Here is a 23292-nt window from a genome sequence, read left to right as displayed (position 1 = left end):
CTAACGTTTCCAAATGCTCCGCTACGCCCTCAAACGTCTGCTGTCGCTGATCCTGAGCCTGGCCGTCGCCTCGGTTGTCATCTTTGCAGTGATCGAGGTCGCGCCCGGCGATCCGGCGTCGTTCATGCTGGGCGTGAACGCGCAGGCCGATACATTGACTGCGCTGAGAGCTGAACTGGGCCTCGATGTCTCGAAGATCGAGCGGTACTTCAACTGGGTCGGCGGGATGCTGGTTGGGGATTTTGGTACGTCCTACACCTATCGCACACCCGTGTCGCAGATGATCGCAGATCGATTGTGGGTGTCATTGCCGCTGGCTTTGTACGCGCTGACCCTGTCCACGCTGATTGCTTTCCCCGCCGGTATCTACGCAGCCTCACGGCGCGGCAAACCGGGTGATCTGACCGTGATGGGTGCGACTCAGCTTGGTATCGCGGTGCCAAATTTCTGGTTCGCGATGATGCTGGTGTTGGTCTTTGCCATCAATTTGCGCTGGTTCAATGCCGGCGGTTTCGCGGGTTGGGAGAACGGCATTTGGACCGGTCTACATTCGTTGACCCTTCCAGCCATCGCCCTGGCCCTGCCGCAAGCGGCGATCCTTGCGCGGGTTATGCGCTCGGCTCTGTTGGATGTTCTGGCCGAGGATTTTATGCGCACTGCACGCGCCAAGGGCCTTTCGCGTCGTCAGGCGCTTTGGCGACACGGAGTGCGGAATGCTCTGATCCCGATACTAACGATCATTGGACTCCAATTTTCCTTCCTGCTGGCGGGTTCGATCATCATCGAACAGGTGTTTTATCTACCCGGCCTCGGGCGGCTGGTTTTTCAGGCCATATCGGCGCGCGATCTGATCGTCGTGGAATCGGTCGTTATGCTGCTGGTCTTTGCCGTCATCATGGTGAACTTTTTTGTCGATCTGGCCTATGCCGCAGTCGATCCAAGGCTGAGGAGCAGGACATGAGCCGCAACCTGATCCTTGGCGCGACGCTGTCCTCACTGGTGGTGCTGGCAGCGCTGGTGTCCTTTGTCTGGACCCCATACGACCACGCCGCGCTGAGCATTCCGGCCAAGCTGCAGCCACCCAGCGCGCAGCACTGGTTCGGTACCGATCATTTCGGGCGCGACATGTTCTCGATGATCATGGTTGGTGCGCGCACCTCGATTGCGGTGGCGCTGGTCGCGGTCGGGATTGGTATGGCGCTGGGCGTTCCCTTGGGTCTGGCAGCCGCTGCGCGCAGTGGATCGTGGCTAGATGAATTCATCATGCGCGGCAATGATCTGGTCTTTGCATTCCCCTCTCTCGTCATCGCCATTCTGATCACTGCCGTCTTTGGTGCCGGGGCCATTAACGCGATCATCGCCATCGGTATCTTCAACATCCCCGTTTTTGCCCGCATCACCCGAGGCGCGGCTTTGTCTCTTTGGGAGCGCGAGTTTATCCTTGCCGCCCGCGTGTCAGGCAAAGGCGCGGCACGGATATCGGCTGAACATATCCTGCCCAATGTCGCCAATCTGCTGATTGTTCAGGGAACAATCCAGTTCTCACTTGGCATTCTGGCCGAGGCTGGGCTGTCCTATGTCGGTCTTGGTGCGCAACCGCCTACGCCAAGCTGGGGCAGAATGCTGGCCGATGCGCAGACGATGGTTAGTTTTGCCCCGCATTTGGCTCTGATTCCAGGTCTTGCCATCATCGTGACGGTTCTGGGCCTGAACCTTCTGGGTGATGGCTTGCGCGATTGGTTGGACCCTCGGATACGGGTGGCCCGCGCATGAGTCTTTTGCAAATCAAGGACCTCTCGTTGGCTATCCATGGCAAGCCGATTTTAAAGAAGATCAACCTGTCGATTGCCCCTGGGCAGATCGTGGCTGTGACCGGAGAAAGCGGTTCGGGCAAATCAATGACAGCCTTTGCCGTGATGCAGTTGCTGCCAAACGATGCCGAAGTAGATGGGGTGCTAGAGTTAGAGGGCCAGAACCTGCTGAACCGGTCTGAGGCCGAGATTTGTGCGTTGCGGGGCGCTGCGATCGGAATGGTTTTCCAAGAGCCGATGACTGCCCTGAACCCGGTGAAGACCATCGGCGATCAAGTTATGGAGACTATCCTGATCCACAAGGCCATGCCCCCGGCCAAAGCGCGCGCTCGGGCCGAAGAGGTTCTAGCCCGGGTTGGATTGCCAACCGACAGGTTTCCGTTGAAGCGTTATCCTCACGAACTGTCAGGCGGTCAGCGCCAGCGAGTGGTGATCGCCATGGCGATTGCACTGCGCCCCCGACTGTTGATCGCGGATGAGCCGACAACGGCGCTTGATGTGACCACGCAGGCGCAAATCCTTGATCTGCTTAAAGGGCTCGTGTCGGAGTATGGCATGGGTCTGCTGATGATCACGCATGATTTGGCGGTGGTTGCAGACATGGCGGATCAGATTGTGGTCATGCGGCATGGGGAGGTTGTTGAAACGGGCGCAACAGATCATCTCCTGCGCCATATGCAGCACCCTTATACCCGTATGCTGTTCGAAGCTTCGGGGCATCAAGTCAACCTGCCGATCTCTCCTGCACCGCGAGCGTTGCTTGAGGTCGAGAACGTGGTGCGGGACTACCGTCTGCCCCGAACGCGCCTGTTCGCCACGCCCGGTCATCATCGGGCCGTCGATCAGGTCAGCTTTACCCTGAATCGGGGGGAGCGTTTAGGGCTGGTTGGAGAGTCCGGTTGTGGGAAATCGACCCTAACACGAGCCATTTTAGGCTTAGAGGAGGTGCAGCAAGGCCGCATTTCCCTTGATGGCCAGCCTGTTTTCACCGGCCACAAACCCAATCTGGCAGTGCGACGCAAGATGCAGGTGGTGTTTCAGGACCCTTATGGCAGCTTCAATCCTCGCCTCCGGGTCGCGCGCCTGATCACCGAGCCATTTCATTTGCTGGACACCCCGCCAACCGGTTCTGAACGGCGGGATCGCGTCGCTGAGATGCTTACCGCCGTTGGCCTAAGCCCCGATGATGCGGGCCGCTACATTCACGAATTCTCGGGTGGGCAGCGGCAACGTATAGCTATTGCGCGCGCTCTGATTATTCGACCCGAGTTGATCCTGTTTGATGAGGCTGTCTCGGCGCTGGATGTCTCGGTCCGCGCCCAAATTCTCGACCTGCTGGCCGAGCTTTGTGCGGCTTACGATCTGACTTACCTGTTCATCAGCCATGACCTGAGCGTGGTTCGAACCATCACCGACCGTGTGTTGGTGATGCAGGCCGGCAAGATTGTGGAACAGGGTGAAACCGAGCAAGTCTTCACAGAGCCTCAGCATCCTTACACAAGAACTCTGATCAATGCGGCACCGAAATTGCCGGAGACTGGACGAGGCGCTGCATGAAAAACGCTTGTATAGAGCCTGATATTGGAGCTTTCGATGACTAATCCCCTCTGGTTCGATCCCAACCTTTGCCTGATCGGCGGAGAATGGAAAATGCCCGCGTCAGGTCAAACCTTTCCGCTGGTGAATCCCTCGGACGGTTCCGAAATCTGCCAGATCGCTCGAGGTGGCGAAACCGATATCGACGCTGCGGTGCAGGCCGCCCGATCCGCGTGCGATGGCGATTGGGGTCGCATGACGGCCCTGGAGCGAGGGCGTATCCTCACCCGACTGGGGCAACTTGTTCTGGACCGAGTGGATGAACTGGCACAGCTAGAGGCGATGGATGTCGGCAAACCGCTGACCCAAGCGCGGGCAGATGCGGTAGCATTGGCGCGGTATTGCGAATTTTATGGTGGTGCTGCGGATAAAGTGATGGGCGAGACCATTCCCTATTTGGATGGCTATACCGTCTACACGTTGCGCGAGCCGCACGGTGTGACCGGCCACATCGTGCCGTGGAATTATCCGATGCAGATCATTGGCCGTTCTGTCGGGGCGGCGCTGGCAATGGGTAACGCCTGTGTTCTGAAACCGGCGGAAGAGGCCTGCCTGACCGCACTGGCCTTCGCGCATCTGGCGATACAGGCGGGCCTTCCGCTTGGTGCCCTGAATGTGGTGCCCGGCCTGGGGGCTGAGGCGGGCGCGGCCCTGTCGGAACACCCGGGTGTGGATCACATCTCATTCACCGGTTCGGTCGCGACAGGCGCGTTGGTTCAGCAGGCGGCGGGACGAAACGTTGTTCCGGTGACACTGGAACTGGGCGGCAAGTCGCCGCAACTGGTTTTCGAAGACGCCGATCTGGATGCCGCGCTGCCGTATCTGGTGAATGCGGGTGTACAGAATGCGGGCCAGACCTGCTCGGCCTCGTCGCGCATTCTGGTGCAGCGCGGTGTATATGATGCGGTGAAATCCCGTATGGCCTTGGCATACCAAGAACTCACCGTTGGACCGGCGATCCAGGATTTGCGCGTCGGTCCGCTGATCTCAACACGGCAAAAAGAAATCGTGACCGGTTTCCTTCACCAAGGCTCGGACTTGGCGATTGCCGCCGAGGGCCAGATTGCGGCTGGCGCACCCGAATCCGGCGCATATGTCCGGCCCACATTGTTCTCGGATGTGCCGCCCGATCATGCCTTGGCGCGGGATGAGATCTTTGGCCCCGTACAGGTTCTGATCCCGTTTGACACCGAGGAACAGGCTCTAACCATAGCAAATAGCACCGAATATGGCCTTGTTGCCAGCGTCTGGACTCGAGATGGTGGGCGGCAGATGCGGCTGGCCAAGGGTTTGCGTTCGGGGCAGGTGTTCATTAACAACTACGGCGCGGGCGGAGGTGTCGAGCTGCCTTTTGGCGGCGTTGGAAAATCCGGCCATGGCCGCGAAAAAGGGTTCGAGGCGCTTTATGGGTTCTCGCAGCTCAAGACGGTTGCGGCCTACCACGGCTAAACGATCACTTCGATCGGCTCCTGCGCTCCAACGCCAAAGACGCGCTTGTACCGCTCAATCTGCTCGGCGGGTCCCATCGCCTTTTCCGGGTTGTCAGATAGTTTGACCGTCGGGTAGCCATTGGCCGAGACCGCCTTGCAGACTAGCGAAAAGGGAGCCAATGCGTCATTCGGTACAAGTTCGCGGAAGTCATTGGTCAGCAACGTACCCCAGCCGAACGAGACATTGGTTTGATCCGCGAACTGAGCGTGCAATTCGCGTATCTTGTCCACATCTAACCCGTCCGAGAAAATAACCCGCTTCTGCGTCGGGTCTTCGCCGCGTGATTTCCACCAGTCTATTGCGATTTTTGCGCCGGTTGCGGGGTCGCCGCTGTCAACGCGAATGCCGGTCCAGCCTGCCAGCCAGTCAGGCGCGCGGTCCAGAAACCCTTTGGTGCCATACGTGTCGGGCAGAATGATGCGCAGATTTCCATCATGTTCCTCGTGCCAGTCGCTAAGGACGTCATAGGGCGCCTGGGCAAGCGCGGCGTCGTCTTCGGCGAGCGCAGAATACACCATAGGTAGTTCATGTGCGTTGGTGCCAATAGCCTCAACTTCGCGTCGCATTGCGATCAGACAGTTGGACGTTCCGGTAAAGGACGAGCCCAAACCTTCAATCATGGCCTGCACACACCAGTCCTGCCAAAGGAAGGAATGTCGCCGCCGCGTGCCGAAATCCGCGATCCCAAGCCCCTCAATAGTGCGAAGCTGGGCTATCTTTTCCCATACGCGTGTCATTGCACGGGCATAGAGCACCTGTAGTTCGAACCGGCGCATATCGTTCAGAACCGCGCGTGAGCGTAATTCCATCAGTACGGCTAGCGCCGGGATCTCCCATAGCATGACCTCGTGCCACTTACCCTCAAAGGTCAGCTCATACTGATCACCCTTACGCTCCAGGTGGTAAGGGGGCAGGCGCAGGTTCTCGAACCATTCCATGAAATCCGGGCGGAACATCTGACGCTTGCCGTAGAATGTATTGCCCCGCAACCACGTGCTTTCCCCACGACTCAGACTTAGCGAGCGGATGTGATCCAACTGCTCGCGCAGCTCGCCTTCATCGATCAAACGGGCCAATGGCACGTGATTCGACCGGTTGATCAGCGAAAACACCACATCGGTTTGGGGCTTATTTCGAAACACTGACTGGCACATCAGCAGTTTGTAGAAATCTGTGTCGATCAATGACCGGATAATCGGGTCAATCTTCCATTTATGATTGTAGACCCGCGTCGCGATATCGACCATGGGGACCTCCTGCAATTTCCGTTGTTAGATCAATCGGAGCACGAAATGGCAAGAGTCGCGGAATTGGGAACAATGCCCACGACAGAACACATTACGGGCTTATTGTGGGTTTCCTTCACGCTTTAGTGAGGGGTGGGGATGGAACTGAAGGTTGAAGTTAGTGAATGAGTCTCGAGTACGATTTTGACATTGTTGCAATAGCTCCGGATGAGGTTGATCCTGAGCATGGGCAAACATCGATAACTGGGCGGCCCCCGGTGCGGGCGCGGTTCAGGGATATCAAGACGGCAGACGCTTTGCGCGCTGCATCGCCCAAGATTCGCAGAATATTTCTGGAATCAGGATTTAGCCTGGACGAGTCGGATGGGCATCTTGCCCGAGGTTATTTTCGGCCAGAAGACGCTGAAGATCGCCTCCTGATCCTAAAGCGGCTTTTTGCGAATATCCGGAATATGGGTGTCCAGGGAGAGTATAGTGGTGAGTTCGATTTCCATCACTTCTTGGGCCATATCAGGACCGCAAAGCCCGGGACCGTGAACCGGAAAATGCCCGAGCGACCATTGCAAGCGCCACGCCCAAGACCAGTGCGTCCAAAGCGTCGCACGGTTTCTGGGCGTATCGGTTTCGCGTTAGGTCTTGCCGTGATCCTGTTTGTGTTTCTGAAACTGCTGGCCGAGCATGGTGCTGCGCTTTGATCCTCAGGCCAGTGTCACACCTGCTGCGCGCATTGCCTGTTCTGCGACAGCCAAAGATCCGTCCATATCAATGGCGCGGCACAAGTTGCTTAAGACAGTGACATCAAACCCCAGCTGTGCCGCATCTACCGCCGAATAATGCACGCAGAAATCTGTCGCCAAACCGACCATGGTCAGCTGCGTGATCCCGCGCGTCTCAAGATAGCCTTTTAGACCAGTGGGCGTGGAATGGTCGTTTTCGAAAAACGCGCTATAGCTGTCGATAGCGCTGCGAAATCCCTTGCGGATGATCAGATCGCCATCTGTTCGCAAATCCGGATGGAAGTTCGCGCCTGCGCTGCTCTGAACACAGTGATCGGGCCACAAGACCTGAGGGCCATAAGGCATGTCGATCATCTCGAACGGCGCTTTGCCAGTATGAGAACTGGCGAATGAAGAATGCCCCGCCGGGTGCCAATCCTGTGTCAGGATCACCGTATCGAAGGTATCCATGATCGCATTGATCGGTGCGACGATCTCGTCCCCTCCGGCAACGGCAAGCGCGCCGCCGGGGCAGAAGTCATTTTGAACATCGATAACGAGCAGGGCGTGGGACATGCTGGCCTCCTAAAGTCGTGTTATCGGTATGGTGCGCAGCGGGTATCGTCAATGCGGTCTCTTGTGTGTTTTTGCCAAGGGCATTAGATCGCCCACATGTACACAATCGCTGCCCTCTATCATTTCACGCGTTTTCCCGACCCCGATGCGCTACGCCCTGCCTTGCAGGAGCTTTGCCGCGCGCAGTCGGTGAAAGGCACCCTGCTGCTGGCGCAGGAAGGGATCAATGGCACCATCGCCGGTCCTCGTGCCGGGATTGACGCGGTTCTGGCGCATATCCGTGCGTTGCCAGGATGCACTGATCTTGAGTGGAAAGAGGCGACCTCGGACCATCCGCCCTTCGGCAAGATGAAGGTGCGGTTGAAGAAAGAGATCGTGACTATGGGCCAGCCCGATGTCGATCCCCGCGCAAATGTCGGGAATTACGTCGAGCCTGAGGACTGGAACGCGCTGATCAGATCAGATGATGTGGTGGTGATCGACACCCGCAACGATTACGAGGTGGCGATTGGCACGTTTGAGGGTGCAATAGACCCTAATACAGCCAGTTTTCGCGATTTCCCGGCGTGGTGGGAACAGAACAAGGACCGCTTTCACAACAAACGCGTTGCGATGTTCTGCACCGGTGGCATCCGGTGCGAAAAATCCACCAACTACCTGCTGGGGCAAGGGGTCGAATATGTCTATCACCTGAAAGGTGGCATCCTGCGGTATCTGGAAGAAACGCCACCCGAAGACAGCACTTGGCAGGGTGAGTGTTTTGTCTTCGACAACCGCGTCTCAGTTGGTCATGGTCTGGTCGAGGGGCCGCACAAGCTATGCCATGGTTGCCGTCGCCCGATCCTGCCCGAAGATGTGAAACGCCCTGAATACGAGCATGGCGTATCCTGCCATCGGTGTATCAATGAGACTTCAGAACAGGACAAGGCGCGGTTTCGCGAGCGGCAAAAGCAGATACAGCTGGCCCGCGCGCGGGGCGAGGAACATCTGGGCTCTGACTGAAATCAGCTTGCAGGCCGCGTTTGAAATCGGATGATTGTGCGCAAGCCCAACCGACGGAGCGCTCATGACCCACGAACCCAGAACCCTGGAAGAATGGAAATCAACTTTGCTGGCGGCGCTTGGGCTGGTCTTGGCAAGCTTTCTTGCGTGGTACGGTCTGTCGCGCCTGAACGAAGCCACTGCAGGCGACACCATTGGCACGCTTTCCTCGGTAGGCCTTCTAATCTGGATCGCCTCGCAGTCCTGGTACTACATGACCCAGGTGAAATCCCCCCGGAGGTTGTTGTTCCTGATGGGGGTGTCCTTCATCCAGGTCGTGCCATTCCTGTTCGCAGCCGTCTACGGCGCGTTTGGATATAACGACCATTGTGTGATCGGCGCCGAAGGGCCAGCCGATATTCTGTATTTCTCATACGTCACCTTCACAACGGTCGGATATGGGGACATGTCCCCAACTGGCTTTTGCCGTGGGCTGGCTGTGGCCGAGGCTGTGACGGGTTACATCCTGTTGGGCATGTTTGTGGCCGCCGCCGTCGCGCTATACGCGCGCAACCACGGCAAATAGAGCGATCTATTTATTATGATCGATCCAGCGCGACATCATTTGCTTGTCGCGGAAACATTCGGACGGGATCGGGCGGCGCTTGCTGCGCGAGATACGTTCGGCAAAAGCAACCTGCTTACCTGTTGGGTAGTTTGCAAAGGGCGACGGATCATGCGGTTTATGGGCTGAAATCCAGTCCGACAGGGATTTGCGGTCACGCTGTGCCTCGACCGGAATCTCAAGCGCTGATTGTTGCGCGATGGCGCGGGCAAAGCGCATCTGCCGATCTGTAACTGGCAGCAGATGATAGTCGTTTGTCGGGCCGCTCAGGGCGGAATTTCGCATGTTCTGGGCCATCGGGTAATCCTCTGACTATGTAGAACATAAATAGAACATTAACCTTTCGTTTCAAGGGAAGACCCTTTGGATTAGGCGAGAACCTGCCAATCTGCGGCTTGATTGACTGATCAGTCAATAATCGATAATTCGATCCTCAACGCACGCGATCTCTTTGCCTAAAGAGATTTCTGAACACAGAGGGTACCGGCATGAAGTTTCAACCTAAGGCCAGCCATTTCATCGATGGCGAGTATGTCGAGGACACCAATGGCGCGCCCATCGACGTTATCTACCCCGCCACCGGAGAGGTCATCGCACGGCTGCATTCCGCCACGCCTGAGATTGTTGAAAAGGCTCTAAACAGCGCAAAATCGGCCCAAGCGGCCTGGGCTGCCCTATCGGGCACCGAGCGAGGCCGTGTGCTGCGACGCGCGGCCGACATCATGCGGGATCGCAATCGTGACTTATCGATTATCGAAACCCATGATACCGGCAAACCTCTGCAGGAAACGCTGGTGGCCGACGCTACCAGCGGCGCGGATGCGCTGGAGTATTTTGGCGGTCTGGCGGCCTCGCTGACCGGCGAACATATCCCTCTGGCAGACGGGGATTTTGTCTATACCGTCCGCGAGGCGCTGGGCGTTTGTGTGGGCATTGGGGCATGGAACTACCCGACGCAGATCGCTTGCTGGAAGGGTGCCCCGGCGTTGGCGTGCGGAAACACAATGATCTTCAAGCCTTCCGAGACTACTCCGCTGTCGGCATTGCAAGTAGCCGAGATTTTGATCGAGGCAGGTGCACCCAAAGGCGTCTATAACGTTGTTCAGGGCTACGGTGATGTAGGCGCCAGCCTGGTGACCGACCCCCGAGTGGCCAAGGTCTCGCTAACAGGGTCGGTTCCAACGGGCCGCAAGGTGTACGCTGCTGCCGCCGATGGCATGAAACATGTCACCATGGAATTGGGTGGCAAGTCCCCGATGATCGTGTTCGACGACGCCGACATCGAAAATGCCGTGTCAGGCGCCATTCTGGGAAATTTCTACTCCTCGGGACAGGTCTGTTCCAACGGCACTCGAGTTTTTGTGCAAAAGGGAATCAAGGAAGCGTTCCTTAAGCGCCTGTCTGAACGCCTTGCTACGGCGAAAATCGGCGACCCGATGGATGAAGAGGTCAACTTTGGCCCGATGGTCAGCGAAAACCAGATGAATATCGCGCTTGGCTATGTCGAAAAGGGGAGGGCCGAAGGCGCGCGGCTGATCTATGGCGGCGAACGGGTCGAAGGCGATGGTTTCTACATGCAGCCCACGGTTTTTGCCGATGTTAAGGACGATATGACAATCGCGCGCGAAGAGATTTTCGGCCCCGTGATGTCGGTGCTGGACTTCGACACCGAAGAAGAGGTTTTGGCCCGTGCCAATGACACCGAATTCGGTCTGGCCGCCGGCGTCTTCACCAACGACCTGACCCGCGCCCACCGCATCGTGGCAGGTTTTGAGGCGGGGACTTGTTACATCAACACTTATAACCTGGCCCCGGTAGAGGCACCGTTCGGCGGATCTAAGATGTCGGGTGTCGGTCGCGAGAACTCGAAACTGGCAATCAACCACTTCAGCGAGATGAAGACAGTCTACGTCTCGATGAATGATGTGGAGGCCCCATACTGAATAAATCCGGTTAAATAGTCTCTGTTCTTGACAGTTCACGTCGGGGGCAGAGCACATGCCGGTTCGTACATATGGCTAAATTCCTCAAGACGACTCGTCCGCAAACCGGAGATCAGCCTGTGAAAACACACGCCCAAGCTTTTGTGATCGGTGCAGTTTGATCCTTTATCATCTGGCCAAGTTTGGTTGGATTGACGTGGCGATGCTGGAAAGGGCGAGCTATCTTCGGGCCAACCCCAGACCATGTCCCCGGCACAATACGCAATGCCAATTGTAGCGATTGTTTTCGCGGTGCATGTTCGCATCTGGGCTGAACACATTTCTGGGGCGGGTCTGCTGGATCCCGATGTGGCAACCGTAATGCCCTGGAATACGGTTTCAGAAAGTCTGAGTCACTCGGCCTGGTTTACCAAGGGCAGATGTGGTGATCGTAATTTCAGATAGAGTTGTCCAAGAACCAGCACACTTGAACGCGTGCGGTGGTCCTGAATGATCATTGAGCCAGCTGTAGATCTTCGACACGTTCACTGAGTTTACCGCCACTGTCCTATGGGCATCATGGATTGGTGCACAGGAAGGCCAAATGAATTCAATACCTTTGTTAGAGGCTGATTTTGGCGTCTATCAGCCTACAGGTCAAAGCAGTTACGACTGTCTCTGCAAGAACAGACATCCAAGGTTCAGTTCGGGTCGATTGTGCGCACTGTCTCAAGCATTTCAATGATCTGCGCGCGTGCGATGGTGCTGTCCTGTATTAGCATTGCGGCGTCCGACAATGGCTTGTCCGGCTGTCGCGCAACCGGCTTGATCAGGGACGTTTGGATGCGGGACAAATCGGTGAAGGTGTTTGACCTCGCTTCATCCGCACCGCCGGAGCCCGCCAACCAGTTGTATCGAGCGGCCATCTCGTGCTTCCCGCCTGCCTGCAATGCGCGCGCGGCGGCATCGAAATCCTGTGTTTGCATCATGGCCTGGGCGCGCAACTCTTGCGCGGTGTCCGAGGAATCGTCCGCGATTTCCAGCAGCGCCTGACGGGGACGGTTGTCCATCAGAGCCGCCTTTGCCCGAAGCCGAGCACGATCACGGCTGCGTTCCCGATCTTGCGGTCGGTTTGCCAGCGCGTAAGCCTGCGCTGAAAACCCAAGGTCAGCCAATCGCTCTGCCATGGACACGGCAGTTTCGACCGCCAGCGCGTTGCGTCGCCTGTCCTTCAATTCCATCACATGGCGCAGGAAAGTAATGTCGTCGGCCCGCTCCGCCAGCAATTGGAACACCTGATCTCGTGTCCTCTGCCATTCGTCGGAATCTGAGACATCCTCAAAACCGGCAAGAGCTCCGGTAAAATCCTGGGACAAAGCCATCGCCAAAGCGTGAGCACGCGCCAACATCGGGCCAAGTTCGGACTTCCGAAGCTCGCGCGCATAACTTGCAGCTAAATCGAGGTCGCGGGGCGAGACCGTACCCCGGTCCGACCACCGCTTTTCGATCAACCGCGCAAGTGCTAACGGCGCATCGGTTGCGGCATCGGGCGCCGATATGACCTCGGTCAACAGCGTTTCCGCGGTATCGGTATCCCCTGCAGCATCCGCGATTCTGGCTTGAGCAAAGGTTACATCAGCGGGTTCGTCCTCTAAGATCCGTTCGACCGCACGCAAGATCCGTCGCGATGCTTCAAGCCGGCCTGCCGAGACAAACATCTCGGCGATATCCGGGCCGAGATGTTGCCTGAGATGCCACGGCAGCCGACCAAAACTGCGTTCGATCGCTTTCACATGCACATCGGATTGAAGTTTACCCTCACTCAAAAGCGCCCAGAGTGCGGCGGCACCATCACATCTTTGCTGCCCTTCCAAAGGGTTCGGCGTCGGTGCAGGCAACCCGTCCATCACTGATGCGATGGCCGCTACTCTGCGCTGCTCAACCGAGGTCTCCGACAACAAAGACAGGGCTTGGTGCGCTTCTACACCGAACCCGAAATACGTATAGAGCTTCGCCAAATCCATTGCATACGCCTGGTCGACACGATCGAATTCCTGAAATAGCCCGACCCGCAATTCGGCCACATCCTCGGAAAATGATCGAGCGCCCGACCATGTCTCAAAACCCAGTTCGCTGTCCGTGATACATTCCGGTTTGCTATCAATCTGAGGAACTGCCAGATTGCCCAGCCCCGAAACCCCATCGAGCACTGAAGACAGTCGCAGATTTGGCACCAGCTTTTCCGAAGATCGCAGCGGACCAAAACTGGACGATTCCCTGCGTCCGACACCTGCCAGTTCAAGATCAACAACCTCTCGATCAGCGCTTTGCAATATACGTGATGCCAACTGCTCCTCAAAATTTCGTTGATTTAACTGCAGCAAAGGCAAGGCCAGTTCGGTGGCTGGAATATCAGTAGGTAAGGGTTTTGGGGCCGGGATACTTGCAGTCCTGGGAGGCGCCTCTGGCTCTACCGGGTCATTTGCAGGTGTACCCTGGTCGGGTGCGATATCTATGACCACCATAGTTTGGCGATGCAGAAATGCCGTTGCCACGCAGTCGCACCCAAATGTCATCTCCAACGCTGCACCTGGCCCGACCTGTTGAAGCGATTGCAGACGGTTCCCCGACAGGCGGTCGAAGACAGCTGCAGTGTTGAATGTCGCATTATCGATGCCAATGCTCAGCCGCGCGCCGTTCTCGACCGGATCCAACATCCAACCGGTGCCAGAGGGGACCTGTACCACCAGACGCGTGTATCCCTCATGCTCGCCCGATCGCACGGACAAAGCCTGTGCTGACGCGCTTGTGCCCCATGTGAGCAAGACCAAAGACAATGCGCGGATCATGCTGCAGCCTGCTTGAGTTCCTTAAGCGCGTCTTCAAGTTCCGAGAAACCGGGCCGGTTGTGGGTCGGTGTGTTCTGGCGGCCGACCTCTATACACATGGCCGCGTTGTGGTTGTGAAGATTAGCCACCAGAACCTCTTTGATGAGTTGATAAAAGTGGTTGTCTTCTTCGACAACAGATTTCAGCTTGCCCGCAAAAGGGCCCACCAATCCATAAGCCAGAAAAACCCCCAGAAACGTCCCAACCAACGCGCCGCCGATCAGCTTACCTAGGACTTCCGGTGGTTGGTCGATTGATCCCATCGTCTTGATCACACCCAGAACGGCGGCCACGATCCCCAGAGCGGGCAACCCGTCAGCAACGGTTTGCAGCGCGTGGCTTGAATGCATGGCATGGTGGAAGTTCGCCTCCATCCGCTTCTCCAGCACCTCCTCAACCTGGTGCGGGTCGTCATAGTTCATCGCCGCCGAGCGCATGGTGTCACAGATCAGGTCCACCGCTTCTTTGTCGGCTTGAATCTTGGGATATGCGGAAAATAGCGATGAGCTTCCTGGCTCTTCAATGTGCTGCTCTACCTCGACCGGGTTCGCGCGTGCGATCCGGATCAGAGAGAATAACAAGCATAACAGATCGCGATAATCCTCGGGCTTCCATTTGGGTCCTTTAAAAACTTTCGCGATATCCTTGGCGGTGTGTTTTACGCCGCCGATATCATTGCTGATCAGAAATGCGCCGACTGCGGCCCCTCCGATCATCATCATCTCGAAGGGCAGTGATTTCATAATGATTGCCATCTTACCGCCTGCGGCAAGGTAGCCGCCGAATACCATGACAAAGATGACGGCAATTCCGATGAGCCCGATCATGAAAGGTCTCCAGCGTTGAGGGTGCAGATAGATATGGCCATGAGGGTCATTCCTGTGGGGCACGTGCATTGCGCCCGGCCATGATCACGCTGATGGTGTAAGCAGCCTCGGGGCTGAGACCGGCCATAACTTCAGCGGCAGCTTCCGGTGGCATGCGAGACAGGAAGCCAGCGGCGAATACCGCGTCCATCGTTTCGAACAACGCGGCGGCATCTTTGGGCTTCATGCTCCGATACACGTCTGTCAGTTGTGTCAGATCGTTTTCGGCGGCCTTTTCGGCAATCGCCACCGTTTCACGCAGAGCGTTCTCGGCGTCCTCCAGCATGGTGAGCCGGGTTTCGATGGCCTGATCGGCAATGTCGAGCGCCCGTTCCCGGTCCAAAATCGTGCTTTCACGCTGGTTTAGAGTCTTTTCACGGCGCAATAGTTCCGTAAGCAGCAATTGTAGATCTGCCGCATTCGCCTCTTTGCGTTCACCACCGGCGGGCGAGGCCATGTTTGGTTCCGCGCCGCGGGCAAGTGCAGGCCCGGCCTCAAGCCCGATGCGAATAATCGCAGAGCCGACCATCAGCAAGGAAATGACGGTCAGAACACCGCCGCGCGCTCGGCGATCAGGCGCTTTTGCCCGGTTGCGACTCATTTCGCTGCTCCGCCAGATGGAGCGGCGTGCCGAAAGAACATCAGGCCTTCTGGTTTCTTTGCGGGCGGCTCTGGAGGTGCTTCCGATGGCTCAGTCGAGACCTCAGTTGGTTCACCAGACGGACCGGATGCAGTTTCTTGTGCTTCGCCGGGCTGCTCAGACCTGTCCTCAGCAGGTGCGTCATCTGGCTGATCCATGGGAGCGTCTGGCTCAGAGGGCTCTTCCTGAACGACATCGTGCATCGAGGCCATCATAAGCTCCAACCGTTGTGCGACGGTTTCTGCCCGTTCGGTCAGCGTCTGCAACGCGGTGCCGGAATCATCCGAAGCCTGACGCGCGCTATCCAGCGATTTTCGCAACTCTTCTGCTTGCGAGGACAGCACAGAAACGGCGCCACCCACACCCTTCTCAAGATCGGTAAACCGCTTCAGGCGTCGCGACAGAACGAAACAATACAGACCAGCCCCAAGAGCGCCCGCAACCAGCAGAATATCGGCAATCAACTCCACCATCGCCTCCTAATTCAGTACAAATTCCATGACCAGAACGTCACGCACGCGGCCTTCGCCAACGACGATCCCAATGCGTCGTAGCAGGTGTCCGCGGATCCTCATCAAAGCCAGAGAATCTTCCAGATCGGTTAACTCAAGGGCGCGCAAATAGCTGTTCAGAACGTCCATGATTCGCGGCTGCATCTTTTCAACCTCGGCGGCGTAGCCCGCGTTCACTTCAAGCTGCGCGTGAAATTTCAAATGTCGCGAATCATCTGACTTGACCGAGATTATCACCGGCGGAAGATCGACAAATTTCACATCGGGAAGTGCCTTTACGGAAGCGTCTTCGCCTTTCTTTTTGGCCTCTTTCACCATCTCGGACCCACCTATGGGAAGCAGGCCGGATGCAGTTATGAAATAGCCGCCAACACCGCCCGCGATAGCCAGAATCAGCCCAAGCATAAAGCCTTTTTTCCCTGATTTTTTAGGGGCTTCCGCCTCATCTGCAGTTGCGTCGGTCATGCCGTCCTCATGAATCTGTTCGGCAACCGTCATAACCCCTCAGGGACTAACCGATTGTTAAGGGCAATCGTCCAAACAAGGGCAGAGCCGCACAGAATGTCGGTGAGTCGGAGGTAAGCGTGCAGCAGATCGGAACTGTCTGGGCAAGTTTGGACAGGCGCAAACAAATTATCGTGGCCGGTGCCGTGGCACTGGTGTTTCTGGGTGTGCTTGCGATGTCACGGATTGTGACAGCGCCGTCGATGACGCTGCTTTATGCGGGGCTCGAAAGCGGTGCAGCCGGGGATATCGTGCGGGCGCTGGACCAGCGTGGTGTGAACTATGAAATAAGGGGTGGCTCGATCTACGTCCCCGGCGCTCAGCGGGATGAGTTGCGGATGACTTTGGCCAGCGAGGGCCTGCCTGCGAACGGCAATCGCGGTTACGAACTGCTGGATTCGCTCAGCGGCTTTGGCACTACGTCGCAGATGTTTGATGCCGCCTATTGGCGCGCAAAAGAAGGAGAGCTGGCGCGCACGATTGTGGGCAGCCCGCATGTCAGCAAGGCCCGGGTGCACATCGCCAACAGCTCCTCCAACCCGTTTCAGCGCAGCATAGCGCCAACCGCTTCGGTTTATCTGGTCCCGTCGGGTGCACCGATTAACGGAGATCAGGCAAAGGCGATCCGGTTTTTAGTGGCGTCGGCGGTTAGCGGGCTGGCACCGGAAAACGTCACTGTGATTGATTCGAATGGGGCCGTGATTGGCGCGCAGGACACGGCGGTGGCAGCCGATACTGCAGATGATAAGGCGCGCCAATTGCGTGAGAAAGTTCTACGTCTGGTCGAAGCCCGGGTCGGGGTCGGCAACGCGGTGGTTGAGGTCAGCGTAGATACGGTGACCGAAACCGAGTCTATCCGGGAACGTCGCTTTGACCCCAAAGGCCGTGTTGCGATCAGCACGGATGTTGAAGAACGGTCGGACAGCGCGCGTAATCAGTCGGCGGATGTGACAGTGGCGTCGAATCTGCCGGATGGCGACGGGGCAGGAGGCGATGAATCCAATTCGAATGCCACTCAGACCCGCGAACGGGTGAATTATGAGGTGTCAGAGACCGAGTTGGAAGTTCATCGCGCGCCAGGTGCGATCAAACGTCTGACTGTCGCGGTGCTGGTCAATGGTGTTCGAGCGGCAGGTACAGATGGCGTCGAGATTTTTGAACCCATGCCGCAGCCCGAGCTTGATGCACTGCAAGAGCTTGTGGCTTCTGCGGTCGGGTTTGATGCTGAACGCGGCGACGTCATCACACTGAAATCGCTCGACTTGCCCATGGTTGAACCCCAGGGCGAGTTGGTGTCCGGGTCGATCTGGCAGAACATGCATATCGACGCTATGTCGCTAATCCAGATGGTGGTTTTGGCGCTGGTTTCCCTTGTTTTGGGTCTGTTTGTCATACGGCCAATTCTGACGAAATCTGCGGCATCGGCGCTGCTGCCAGCAGGTGCACCGGTCGAGGTCGCCCCAACGCCTTCCCTGACCGGGGAAATTGCGACCGCAGATGTGCAGGACTTTGCGCCGCTCCCGGATGCAGCGCAGCCGAGTGTTCCGGCGATTGCCGCTGCCCGCGGCGAGGATCCCATTGACCGTTTGCGCGCCATGATCGGCGACAAGCAGGAAGAGACGGTTGAGATCCTGCGCAGCTGGCTTGAAGAAGGCGAGGAGAAGGTGTGATGTCGATCGCTCATCTTCTTGAAGACTTCACCGCCCCTGCGGCTGGGGTGGCCGTACATCTACTGGATGAAGACGCACTGGAAGAACAGCGGCTTGCTGCATTTGAACAAGGCTATGGGGCGGGCTGGGAAGATGCGGTTCAGGCGCAGGAGCAGACCGGCACACAGCTAAGCTCCGATCTGTCGGCGACGTTATCCGACCTGTCTTTTACCTATCAAGAAGCATTGACCCGCATGACCCTGTCGCTGGAACCGATGTTCCAGAGCCTGGTTCAGACTATTCTGCCTGAGACGATCGAGCATGGCTTTGCGAAGCGATTGACCGAGCAGCTTTGCGACATGGCGCGTGAGCAGGTCGACCAGCCACTGCAGCTGACTGTTCCGGCGGGCACTTCGGATCAGGTCGAGGCGATGCTGCCGCAGGATATCTCGCCGCGTCCCCAGGTCATCGAGGATGTCTCGCTCCAGCCGGGACAGGCGCGATTGCAGGTGGGGATCGCCCAACGCGAGGTGGACTGCGCTGCCTTGCTCTCATCCATTGCTGCAGCGCTCGACGCATATCTGTTTGAAGCAAAAGAGGCTTTGTCAAATGAGTGATCCTCAACCACCGAAACCCGAAAAACCCAACCCGTTCGAGACTGTTCCGATCGAAGTCACCGTCTCAGTCGGGCGTGCGCGGCCTTTGATCCGTGACCTGTTGAGCATGGGCGAAAATGCCGTACTGACACTGGACAAGCGGATCGAGGATCCGGTTGACCTCTATGTCGGGGACCAATTGGTCGCGCGCGGTTTGTTGGAAGAGATGGAGGGCGATCAGTCCGGGCAACTGGCTGTACGGCTGACCGAAATCTCGGATCTGCAGAACGGGATCGGATGATGCGCCACCTGTTTTGGCTGGCATTTTTGCTGGTCATACCCTCCGGTGGCGCGGCGCAAGAACTGTCGCTGTCCCTGGGCGAGGGCGGGTCGATCTCGGCCCGGACCATCCAGTTGATTTTGCTGATCACGGTGCTCAGCCTGGCACCGGGACTGGCGATCATGATCACCTGTTTCCCGTTTTTGATCACGGTTTTGGCGATCCTGCGGCAAGGAATCGGCTTGCAGCAGTCACCGCCAAACATGCTGATCGTCAGTCTGGCGCTGTTTCTGACCTATTTCGTCATGGAGCCGGTTTTTACCGAGGCGTGGGAGACCGGGATTCAACCGATGGTCGAGGAAACGCTTGACGTAGAGCCTGCGCTGGAACGCGCGCTGGTGCCGTTTCGCAGTTTTATGGCAGCGCGTATTGATGCCGACACGTTTCAGGCCATGGCAGACCTGCGCCCAGATGATGCTGCGATCCAACTATCGCCCGAGGCCCCGTTATCCGTGCTGATGCCGTCCTTCATGTTGTCGGAAATCGCGCGGGCCTTTCAGATCGGGTTCCTGATTTTCCTGCCTTTCCTGATAATCGATCTCGTTGTCGCAGCGGTTTTGATGTCGATGGGAATGATGATGGTGCCCCCGGCTACGGTCTCGCTGCCGTTCAAATTGGCGTTTTTCGTCATCGCTGATGGCTGGGCCTTGATCGCCAGCGCCTTGGTGCGCAGCTATGCGCCATGACTATTGCCGTGTGATCTGTAGTCGGGCGCGCAGACCCTGATCTCCGGCCTCGAAACTCAGCGTTCCGCCATGTTGTTCGGCAACGGTGCTGACAATTGTCAGGCCCAATCCGAACCCGTCCGAAGATCCGATGTTTGATCCGCGCTGGAACGGTGCCAACAGCGCCTCGATATCCGCGACCGATAGGTCGGTGCCCTTGTCTTCGACGATGATCGTGGCGGTCTGAGCATCAGTTTCCAGTTCAACCTCGGCGTGACGACCGTATTTCAGGGCATTGTCGATCAGATTGGACAACGCTCGTTTCAATGCGATCGGTTGACCCGTCACCAGGATGCGCCGCGTTTCCGGCAGCGACGCATACCCACGGCGTGACATGAAAACAGACGGCGCGCTTTCGACGGCAACGGGATCAACGGCTTTCAACGACACAGGCCGGTCCATATCCTGATAATCGGCCACAAGCGATTCAACCAGCGAGGTCAACGATATCTGGCGCGGTTCCTCGACGCTGAGTTCCGATCGCGTGTAAGTAAGCACGCTTTCTATCATGCCGGTCATCTGGTCCACGTCGGCCTCGAGCTTTTCGCGCAACTCGCCATCGGGAATCAGCGCCGCACGCAGCCGGACGCGGGTTGCAGGGGTCCCCAGATCGTGGCTGACACCCGACAGTACAATGGCGCGTTTCTCAAGCTGCGCTCGTTCGGCATCGAGGTGATCATTCACCGCAGTCACGATATCGCGCAGCTCTTCAGGCCCGTCCGCGTCATAGCTTTGCGGCCCGCCGCGACGTCGGCGGTCACCAAGTGCCTGAGCAAAGCGTGCGAAACTGTCAGAAACATTCCCGACCGAGGTCAGAAGCACCGCCAAGGACACAATGCCCAGCAATATTGCGGGCAAACGCAGATCAACCGGCGCAGCCTTACAGCCCCAGATTTCGGTGCCGTCGACTTGCTGCCAGACCCCGCGCCCGAATTGTGCGATCAGGATAGGTTCGCTGCAATATGTGGCCAACAGACGGGTCAGGTTCCCCATCTTCTCGGGGCCGGTCTGATCGCTGCCGGATACGATGTCTGAAACCGGATAGACCAGTCGATCCGATAACACCGCAAGCGTCAATTCGCGGCCACTCAGGGGGGCTGAACTGTCGGTCAGAATCGAAAGATTGGTGACAAAGCGGCGATCTGCAAAGCCGGGCATTTGCTGGAACGCTCCCCTGTCAGCAAGCGCGGCTGCCTCGGTTGGCAATGGGTTGATCAATAGGCCGGGTGGCGGCGCCATCCCCGTTCGCAAATCTTCGTATATGGTGAAACCAGCAACAAATGCTGCGGTCTGATACCGGTTCCAAGCCTGTGCCGAGGTGAACCACATCCCGGCAGCCACCAGCCCCGCGACAAAGGCGGACAGGGTCCAGAGCCACCCAAAACTGCGCAGGCGCAGGGTCATGCGTCCTCATCCACCATAACGTCAGCGGTAAACAGATAGCCAACACCGCGCTCGGTGCGCAGCATCTGGGGGTCTTTCGGGTTGGCCTCGATTTTCGACCGCAACCGCCCCACCAGCATATCTATGGCACGGCCTTGCGCCTCGGGCTTGTCGGCCTCACCGGTTACATCCAGTGCGGCGGCGATCTCATCACGGGTCAGCGGAATATGCGGGTTCGCCAGCAAAACCTTCAGCAGGGCGGTCTCCCGTTGGGACAGGGAAACCAGATAGCCTTCGGGCGAATGCACCTCGTCCCGTTTGCCGTCAAAGACCCAGCCGTCGAAGTGAAAGGTGCGCGTGCGGCGGCGGTATGCCAGCGAAGGCGTGCGTCGGGCGCGTTGCATCACCGCACGGACGCGGGCCAGCAACAGTTGCGGGTTGAATGGTTTGGCGATGTAATCGTCTGCTCCAACCTCATATCCTGCCATGCGCTGATGATCCGCCGACAGGGCCGAGACCAGAATGATCGGTACATCCTGTTCGGCCCGCAACCGGGCACAGATCTCGACGCCGTTTTCATCGCCCAGCATCACGTCCAACAGGATCAGGTCGATCCGCCCCGAGGTTAGATGCGTGCGTATTTCACTTTCGGAACTGGCAGGCAGAGCAATATACCCGTTCTGCTGAAAGAACTGGGTCATCATCGACCGCATCTCCGAATCGTCGTCCACCACCAGGAGCCGGGGAATGCCCACTCTGTTTCTCCTCCTCAGGGTTCTCCGTCGCCGCCAATTGTAACGAATGGAAACGGATTCAAGGTCAACGTAACACGGGGTAACAAAAGCGGTGAAAATTTCCACCTTGTCAGGATATTGCATCGCATTCTGCGTTGCCATGCGGCAATCCGTTAGCGCTATATCACCTATGGCCGCCCTTGGGGTGGCACCGAATTCTCAGGGAGGAGAACAAAAAATGAAGCGTTTTGCATTTGCCACCGTGTCGACCTTGGCCGTAGTGGCCGGGTCGGCTGTTGTGGCTGAACCAAAGGCCGAAGTTCTGCACTGGTGGACGTCCGGTGGTGAGGCGAAATCGGTCGCGGTTCTGCAGGAAGAGTTCGCCTCGAACGGCGGCACATGGACCGATATGCCGGTCGCAGGTGGCGGCGGCGATGCGGCCATGACTGCGCTGCGGGCCCGGGTTCTTGCGGGTAACGCGCCGACTGCTGTTCAGCTGAAAGGACCTGCCATTCAGGAATGGTATGAAGAGGGCGTTTTGGCAGACATTTCATCCGTGGCAGAAGCCGAAGGCTGGGCCGATGTGCTGCCAGCATCGATTGCAGGCCACATGATGTGCGAAGGTACGTGGTGCGCAGCACCTGTGAACGTGCACCGCATCGACTGGATTTGGGCCAATGCTGACGTTCTGGCCGCCAACGACATTGAAATGCCCACAACATGGGAAGAGTTCAACGCCGCTGCCGAAAAACTGCAGGCTGCCGGAGTGATCCCTTTGGCCCATGGTGGCCAGGCATGGCAAGACGCCACAGTGTTCGAAGCGGTTGCGCTGGGTCTGGGTGGCCCCGAGTTCTATCAGAAAGCCTTTGTCGATCTCGACCCCGAGGCGCTGACCTCGGACACCATGGTGCAGGTCTTTGACCAGATGCGCACCCTGCGCGGTTATGTGGACGAAAACTTCTCAGGCCGCGACTGGAACCTTGCCACCGCTATGGTTATGAATGGCGAGGCAGCTTTCCAGATCATGGGTGACTGGGCCAAGGGCGAATTCCTGGCGGCTGGCAAGAAGCCCGGCGAAGACTTCCTGTGTGCCTCGACCCCCGGCGACGGATATCTGTACAACGTCGACAGCTTCGCCATGTTCGAAGTGGAAGGTGACGACAACCGCGCTGGTCAGGAATTGCTGGCCAAGCTGATCGTCGCGCCGAAATTCCAGGAAGTGTTCAACCTGAACAAGGGCTCGATCCCTGCGCGGACTGATGTGGCGCTGGATGCGTTCGACATCTGCGCGCAAATCTCGGCCGAAGATATGGGTTCGACCTCGGCAGGCGGTTCGCTGCTGCCGTCTTATGCCCATGGCATGGCGCTGCGCGGGTCGCAGGCCGGTGCGATTACGGATGTTGTGACCGCACATTTCAACTCGGATATGTCCTCGGCTGACGCGGTTCAGCAACTGGCGGACGCGGTAGCAAACAGCTACTGATCCAATA

23 protein-coding genes are annotated in these 23292 nt (G+C 57.6%); 13 read left to right on the top strand and 10 right to left on the bottom strand.

What is annotated here, in order from left to right; all coding sequences use genetic code 11:
- Positions 1-13: 13 nt before the first annotated feature.
- The 4 genes from ACR0JG_RS08235 to ACR0JG_RS08220 are packed head-to-tail and all read left to right on the top strand — an operon-like array spanning position 14 to position 4856.
- On the top strand, positions 14-961 hold the full coding sequence (locus tag ACR0JG_RS08235) for an ABC transporter permease (RefSeq protein WP_480568885.1): 948 nt from the start codon (positions 14-16) through the stop codon (positions 959-961).
- A complete protein-coding gene (locus ACR0JG_RS08230; protein ID WP_170408556.1) occupies positions 958-1773 on the top strand; it encodes an ABC transporter permease in 816 nt (271 codons plus the stop codon). The genes ACR0JG_RS08235 and ACR0JG_RS08230 overlap by 4 nt, the downstream gene beginning before the upstream one ends.
- Positions 1770-3368 carry an ABC transporter ATP-binding protein gene (locus ACR0JG_RS08225; protein ID WP_480568882.1) on the top strand — a complete coding sequence of 533 codons (1599 nt, stop codon included), beginning with the start codon at positions 1770-1772 and terminating at the stop codon, positions 3366-3368. The genes ACR0JG_RS08230 and ACR0JG_RS08225 overlap by 4 nt, the downstream gene beginning before the upstream one ends.
- 36 nt (positions 3369-3404) lie before the next feature.
- On the top strand, positions 3405-4856 hold the full coding sequence (locus tag ACR0JG_RS08220) for an aldehyde dehydrogenase family protein (RefSeq protein ID WP_480568879.1): 1452 nt from the start codon (positions 3405-3407) through the stop codon (positions 4854-4856).
- On the opposite strand, the gene pncB is transcribed toward ACR0JG_RS08220, so the two are convergent.
- Positions 4853-6145 (bottom strand): nicotinate phosphoribosyltransferase, encoded by a 1293-nt coding sequence (gene pncB, locus ACR0JG_RS08215; RefSeq protein WP_170394888.1) that lies wholly within the window; start codon positions 6143-6145, stop codon positions 4853-4855. The two genes, ACR0JG_RS08220 and pncB, sit on opposite strands and share 4 nt — an antisense overlap.
- Positions 6146-6309: 164 nt before the next feature.
- On the opposite strand from pncB, the gene ACR0JG_RS08210 reads away from it, so the two are divergent.
- The gene (locus tag ACR0JG_RS08210) at positions 6310-6840 is read left to right on the top strand and encodes a hypothetical protein (RefSeq protein ID WP_170466668.1); all 531 of its coding nucleotides are present in this window, start codon (positions 6310-6312) and stop codon (positions 6838-6840) included.
- A gap of 3 nt (positions 6841-6843) precedes the next feature.
- Here ACR0JG_RS08210 and pncA read toward each other — a convergent pair whose 3' ends face one another.
- Positions 6844-7437, bottom strand: coding sequence for a bifunctional nicotinamidase/pyrazinamidase (pncA, locus tag ACR0JG_RS08205; protein ID WP_170408552.1), 594 nt, complete (start codon positions 7435-7437; stop codon positions 6844-6846).
- A gap of 96 nt (positions 7438-7533) precedes the next feature.
- Here pncA and trhO point away from each other — a divergent pair, with 96 nt between their 5' ends.
- Together trhO and ACR0JG_RS08195 are read left to right on the top strand one after the other, a co-directional pair.
- On the top strand, positions 7534-8439 hold the full coding sequence (gene trhO, locus ACR0JG_RS08200; protein WP_480568876.1) for an oxygen-dependent tRNA uridine(34) hydroxylase TrhO: 906 nt from the start codon (positions 7534-7536) through the stop codon (positions 8437-8439).
- A 64-nt stretch (positions 8440-8503) separates the two neighbouring features.
- Entirely contained in the window at positions 8504-9004 is a 501-nt protein-coding gene (locus ACR0JG_RS08195) for a potassium channel family protein (RefSeq protein WP_170394876.1), read from the top strand.
- A 6-nt stretch (positions 9005-9010) separates the two neighbouring features.
- Here ACR0JG_RS08195 and ACR0JG_RS08190 read toward each other — a convergent pair whose 3' ends face one another.
- Complete coding sequence (locus ACR0JG_RS08190; protein ID WP_170394874.1) at positions 9011-9340, bottom strand: hypothetical protein; 330 nt, start codon at positions 9338-9340, stop codon at positions 9011-9013.
- 191 nt (positions 9341-9531) lie between these two features.
- Here ACR0JG_RS08190 and betB point away from each other — a divergent pair, with 191 nt between their 5' ends.
- Positions 9532-10986 carry a betaine-aldehyde dehydrogenase gene (betB, locus tag ACR0JG_RS08185; protein ID WP_170514112.1) on the top strand — a complete coding sequence of 485 codons (1455 nt, stop codon included), beginning with the start codon at positions 9532-9534 and terminating at the stop codon, positions 10984-10986.
- Positions 10987-11666: 680 nt separating this feature from the next.
- On the opposite strand, the gene ACR0JG_RS08180 is transcribed toward betB, so the two are convergent.
- Genes ACR0JG_RS08180 through ACR0JG_RS08160 form a run of 5 tightly spaced genes read right to left on the bottom strand, consistent with a single transcriptional unit; the run spans position 11667 to position 16336 of the window.
- Positions 11667-13814: a tetratricopeptide repeat protein gene (locus ACR0JG_RS08180; RefSeq protein WP_480568873.1), complete on the bottom strand. Its 2148-nt coding sequence runs from the start codon at positions 13812-13814 to the stop codon at positions 11667-11669.
- On the bottom strand, positions 13811-14680 hold the full coding sequence (gene motA / locus ACR0JG_RS08175; protein WP_170408548.1) for a flagellar motor stator protein MotA: 870 nt from the start codon (positions 14678-14680) through the stop codon (positions 13811-13813). Before motA ends, ACR0JG_RS08180 begins: the two co-directional genes overlap by 4 nt.
- A gap of 46 nt (positions 14681-14726) precedes the next feature.
- Positions 14727-15320, bottom strand: a complete 594-nt coding sequence (locus ACR0JG_RS08170) for a MotE family protein (protein ID WP_480568870.1) — start codon at positions 15318-15320, stop codon at positions 14727-14729.
- The gene (locus ACR0JG_RS08165; RefSeq protein WP_480568867.1) at positions 15317-15829 is read right to left on the bottom strand and encodes a hypothetical protein; all 513 of its coding nucleotides are present in this window, start codon (positions 15827-15829) and stop codon (positions 15317-15319) included. The genes ACR0JG_RS08170 and ACR0JG_RS08165 overlap by 4 nt, the downstream gene beginning before the upstream one ends.
- A gap of 9 nt (positions 15830-15838) precedes the next feature.
- A complete protein-coding gene (locus ACR0JG_RS08160; RefSeq protein WP_170394857.1) occupies positions 15839-16336 on the bottom strand; it encodes a flagellar basal body-associated FliL family protein in 498 nt (165 codons plus the stop codon).
- Positions 16337-16455: 119 nt separating this feature from the next.
- Here ACR0JG_RS08160 and fliF point away from each other — a divergent pair, with 119 nt between their 5' ends.
- The 4 genes from fliF to fliP are packed head-to-tail and all read left to right on the top strand — an operon-like array spanning position 16456 to position 19646.
- Entirely contained in the window at positions 16456-18045 is a 1590-nt protein-coding gene (fliF, locus tag ACR0JG_RS08155; RefSeq protein ID WP_480568864.1) for a flagellar basal-body MS-ring/collar protein FliF, read from the top strand.
- Positions 18045-18641 (top strand): ABC transporter ATP-binding protein, encoded by a 597-nt coding sequence (locus ACR0JG_RS08150; RefSeq protein ID WP_480568859.1) that lies wholly within the window; start codon positions 18045-18047, stop codon positions 18639-18641. Before fliF ends, ACR0JG_RS08150 begins: the two co-directional genes overlap by 1 nt.
- Complete coding sequence (locus ACR0JG_RS08145) at positions 18634-18921, top strand: FliM/FliN family flagellar motor switch protein (RefSeq protein ID WP_170394848.1); 288 nt, start codon at positions 18634-18636, stop codon at positions 18919-18921. Before ACR0JG_RS08150 ends, ACR0JG_RS08145 begins: the two co-directional genes overlap by 8 nt.
- Positions 18918-19646 (top strand): flagellar type III secretion system pore protein FliP, encoded by a 729-nt coding sequence (fliP, locus tag ACR0JG_RS08140; protein WP_170566903.1) that lies wholly within the window; start codon positions 18918-18920, stop codon positions 19644-19646. Before ACR0JG_RS08145 ends, fliP begins: the two co-directional genes overlap by 4 nt.
- Here the strand turns inward: fliP and ACR0JG_RS08135 are convergent, their stop codons facing one another.
- Together ACR0JG_RS08135 and ACR0JG_RS08130 are read right to left on the bottom strand one after the other, a co-directional pair.
- Complete coding sequence (locus ACR0JG_RS08135) at positions 19647-21089, bottom strand: sensor histidine kinase (RefSeq protein ID WP_480568855.1); 1443 nt, start codon at positions 21087-21089, stop codon at positions 19647-19649.
- Positions 21086-21823: a response regulator transcription factor gene (locus tag ACR0JG_RS08130; protein ID WP_170408540.1), complete on the bottom strand. Its 738-nt coding sequence runs from the start codon at positions 21821-21823 to the stop codon at positions 21086-21088. Before ACR0JG_RS08130 ends, ACR0JG_RS08135 begins: the two co-directional genes overlap by 4 nt.
- 217 nt (positions 21824-22040) lie before the next feature.
- On the opposite strand from ACR0JG_RS08130, the gene ACR0JG_RS08125 reads away from it, so the two are divergent.
- The gene (locus tag ACR0JG_RS08125) at positions 22041-23285 is read left to right on the top strand and encodes an ABC transporter substrate-binding protein (protein ID WP_170514081.1); all 1245 of its coding nucleotides are present in this window, start codon (positions 22041-22043) and stop codon (positions 23283-23285) included.
- The last annotated feature ends 7 nt before the right edge of the window (positions 23286-23292 follow it).

The sequence above is a fragment of the Ruegeria sp. AD5 genome (assembly GCF_056542345.1).
This window is presented reverse-complemented; position numbering and strand designations above follow the sequence as displayed.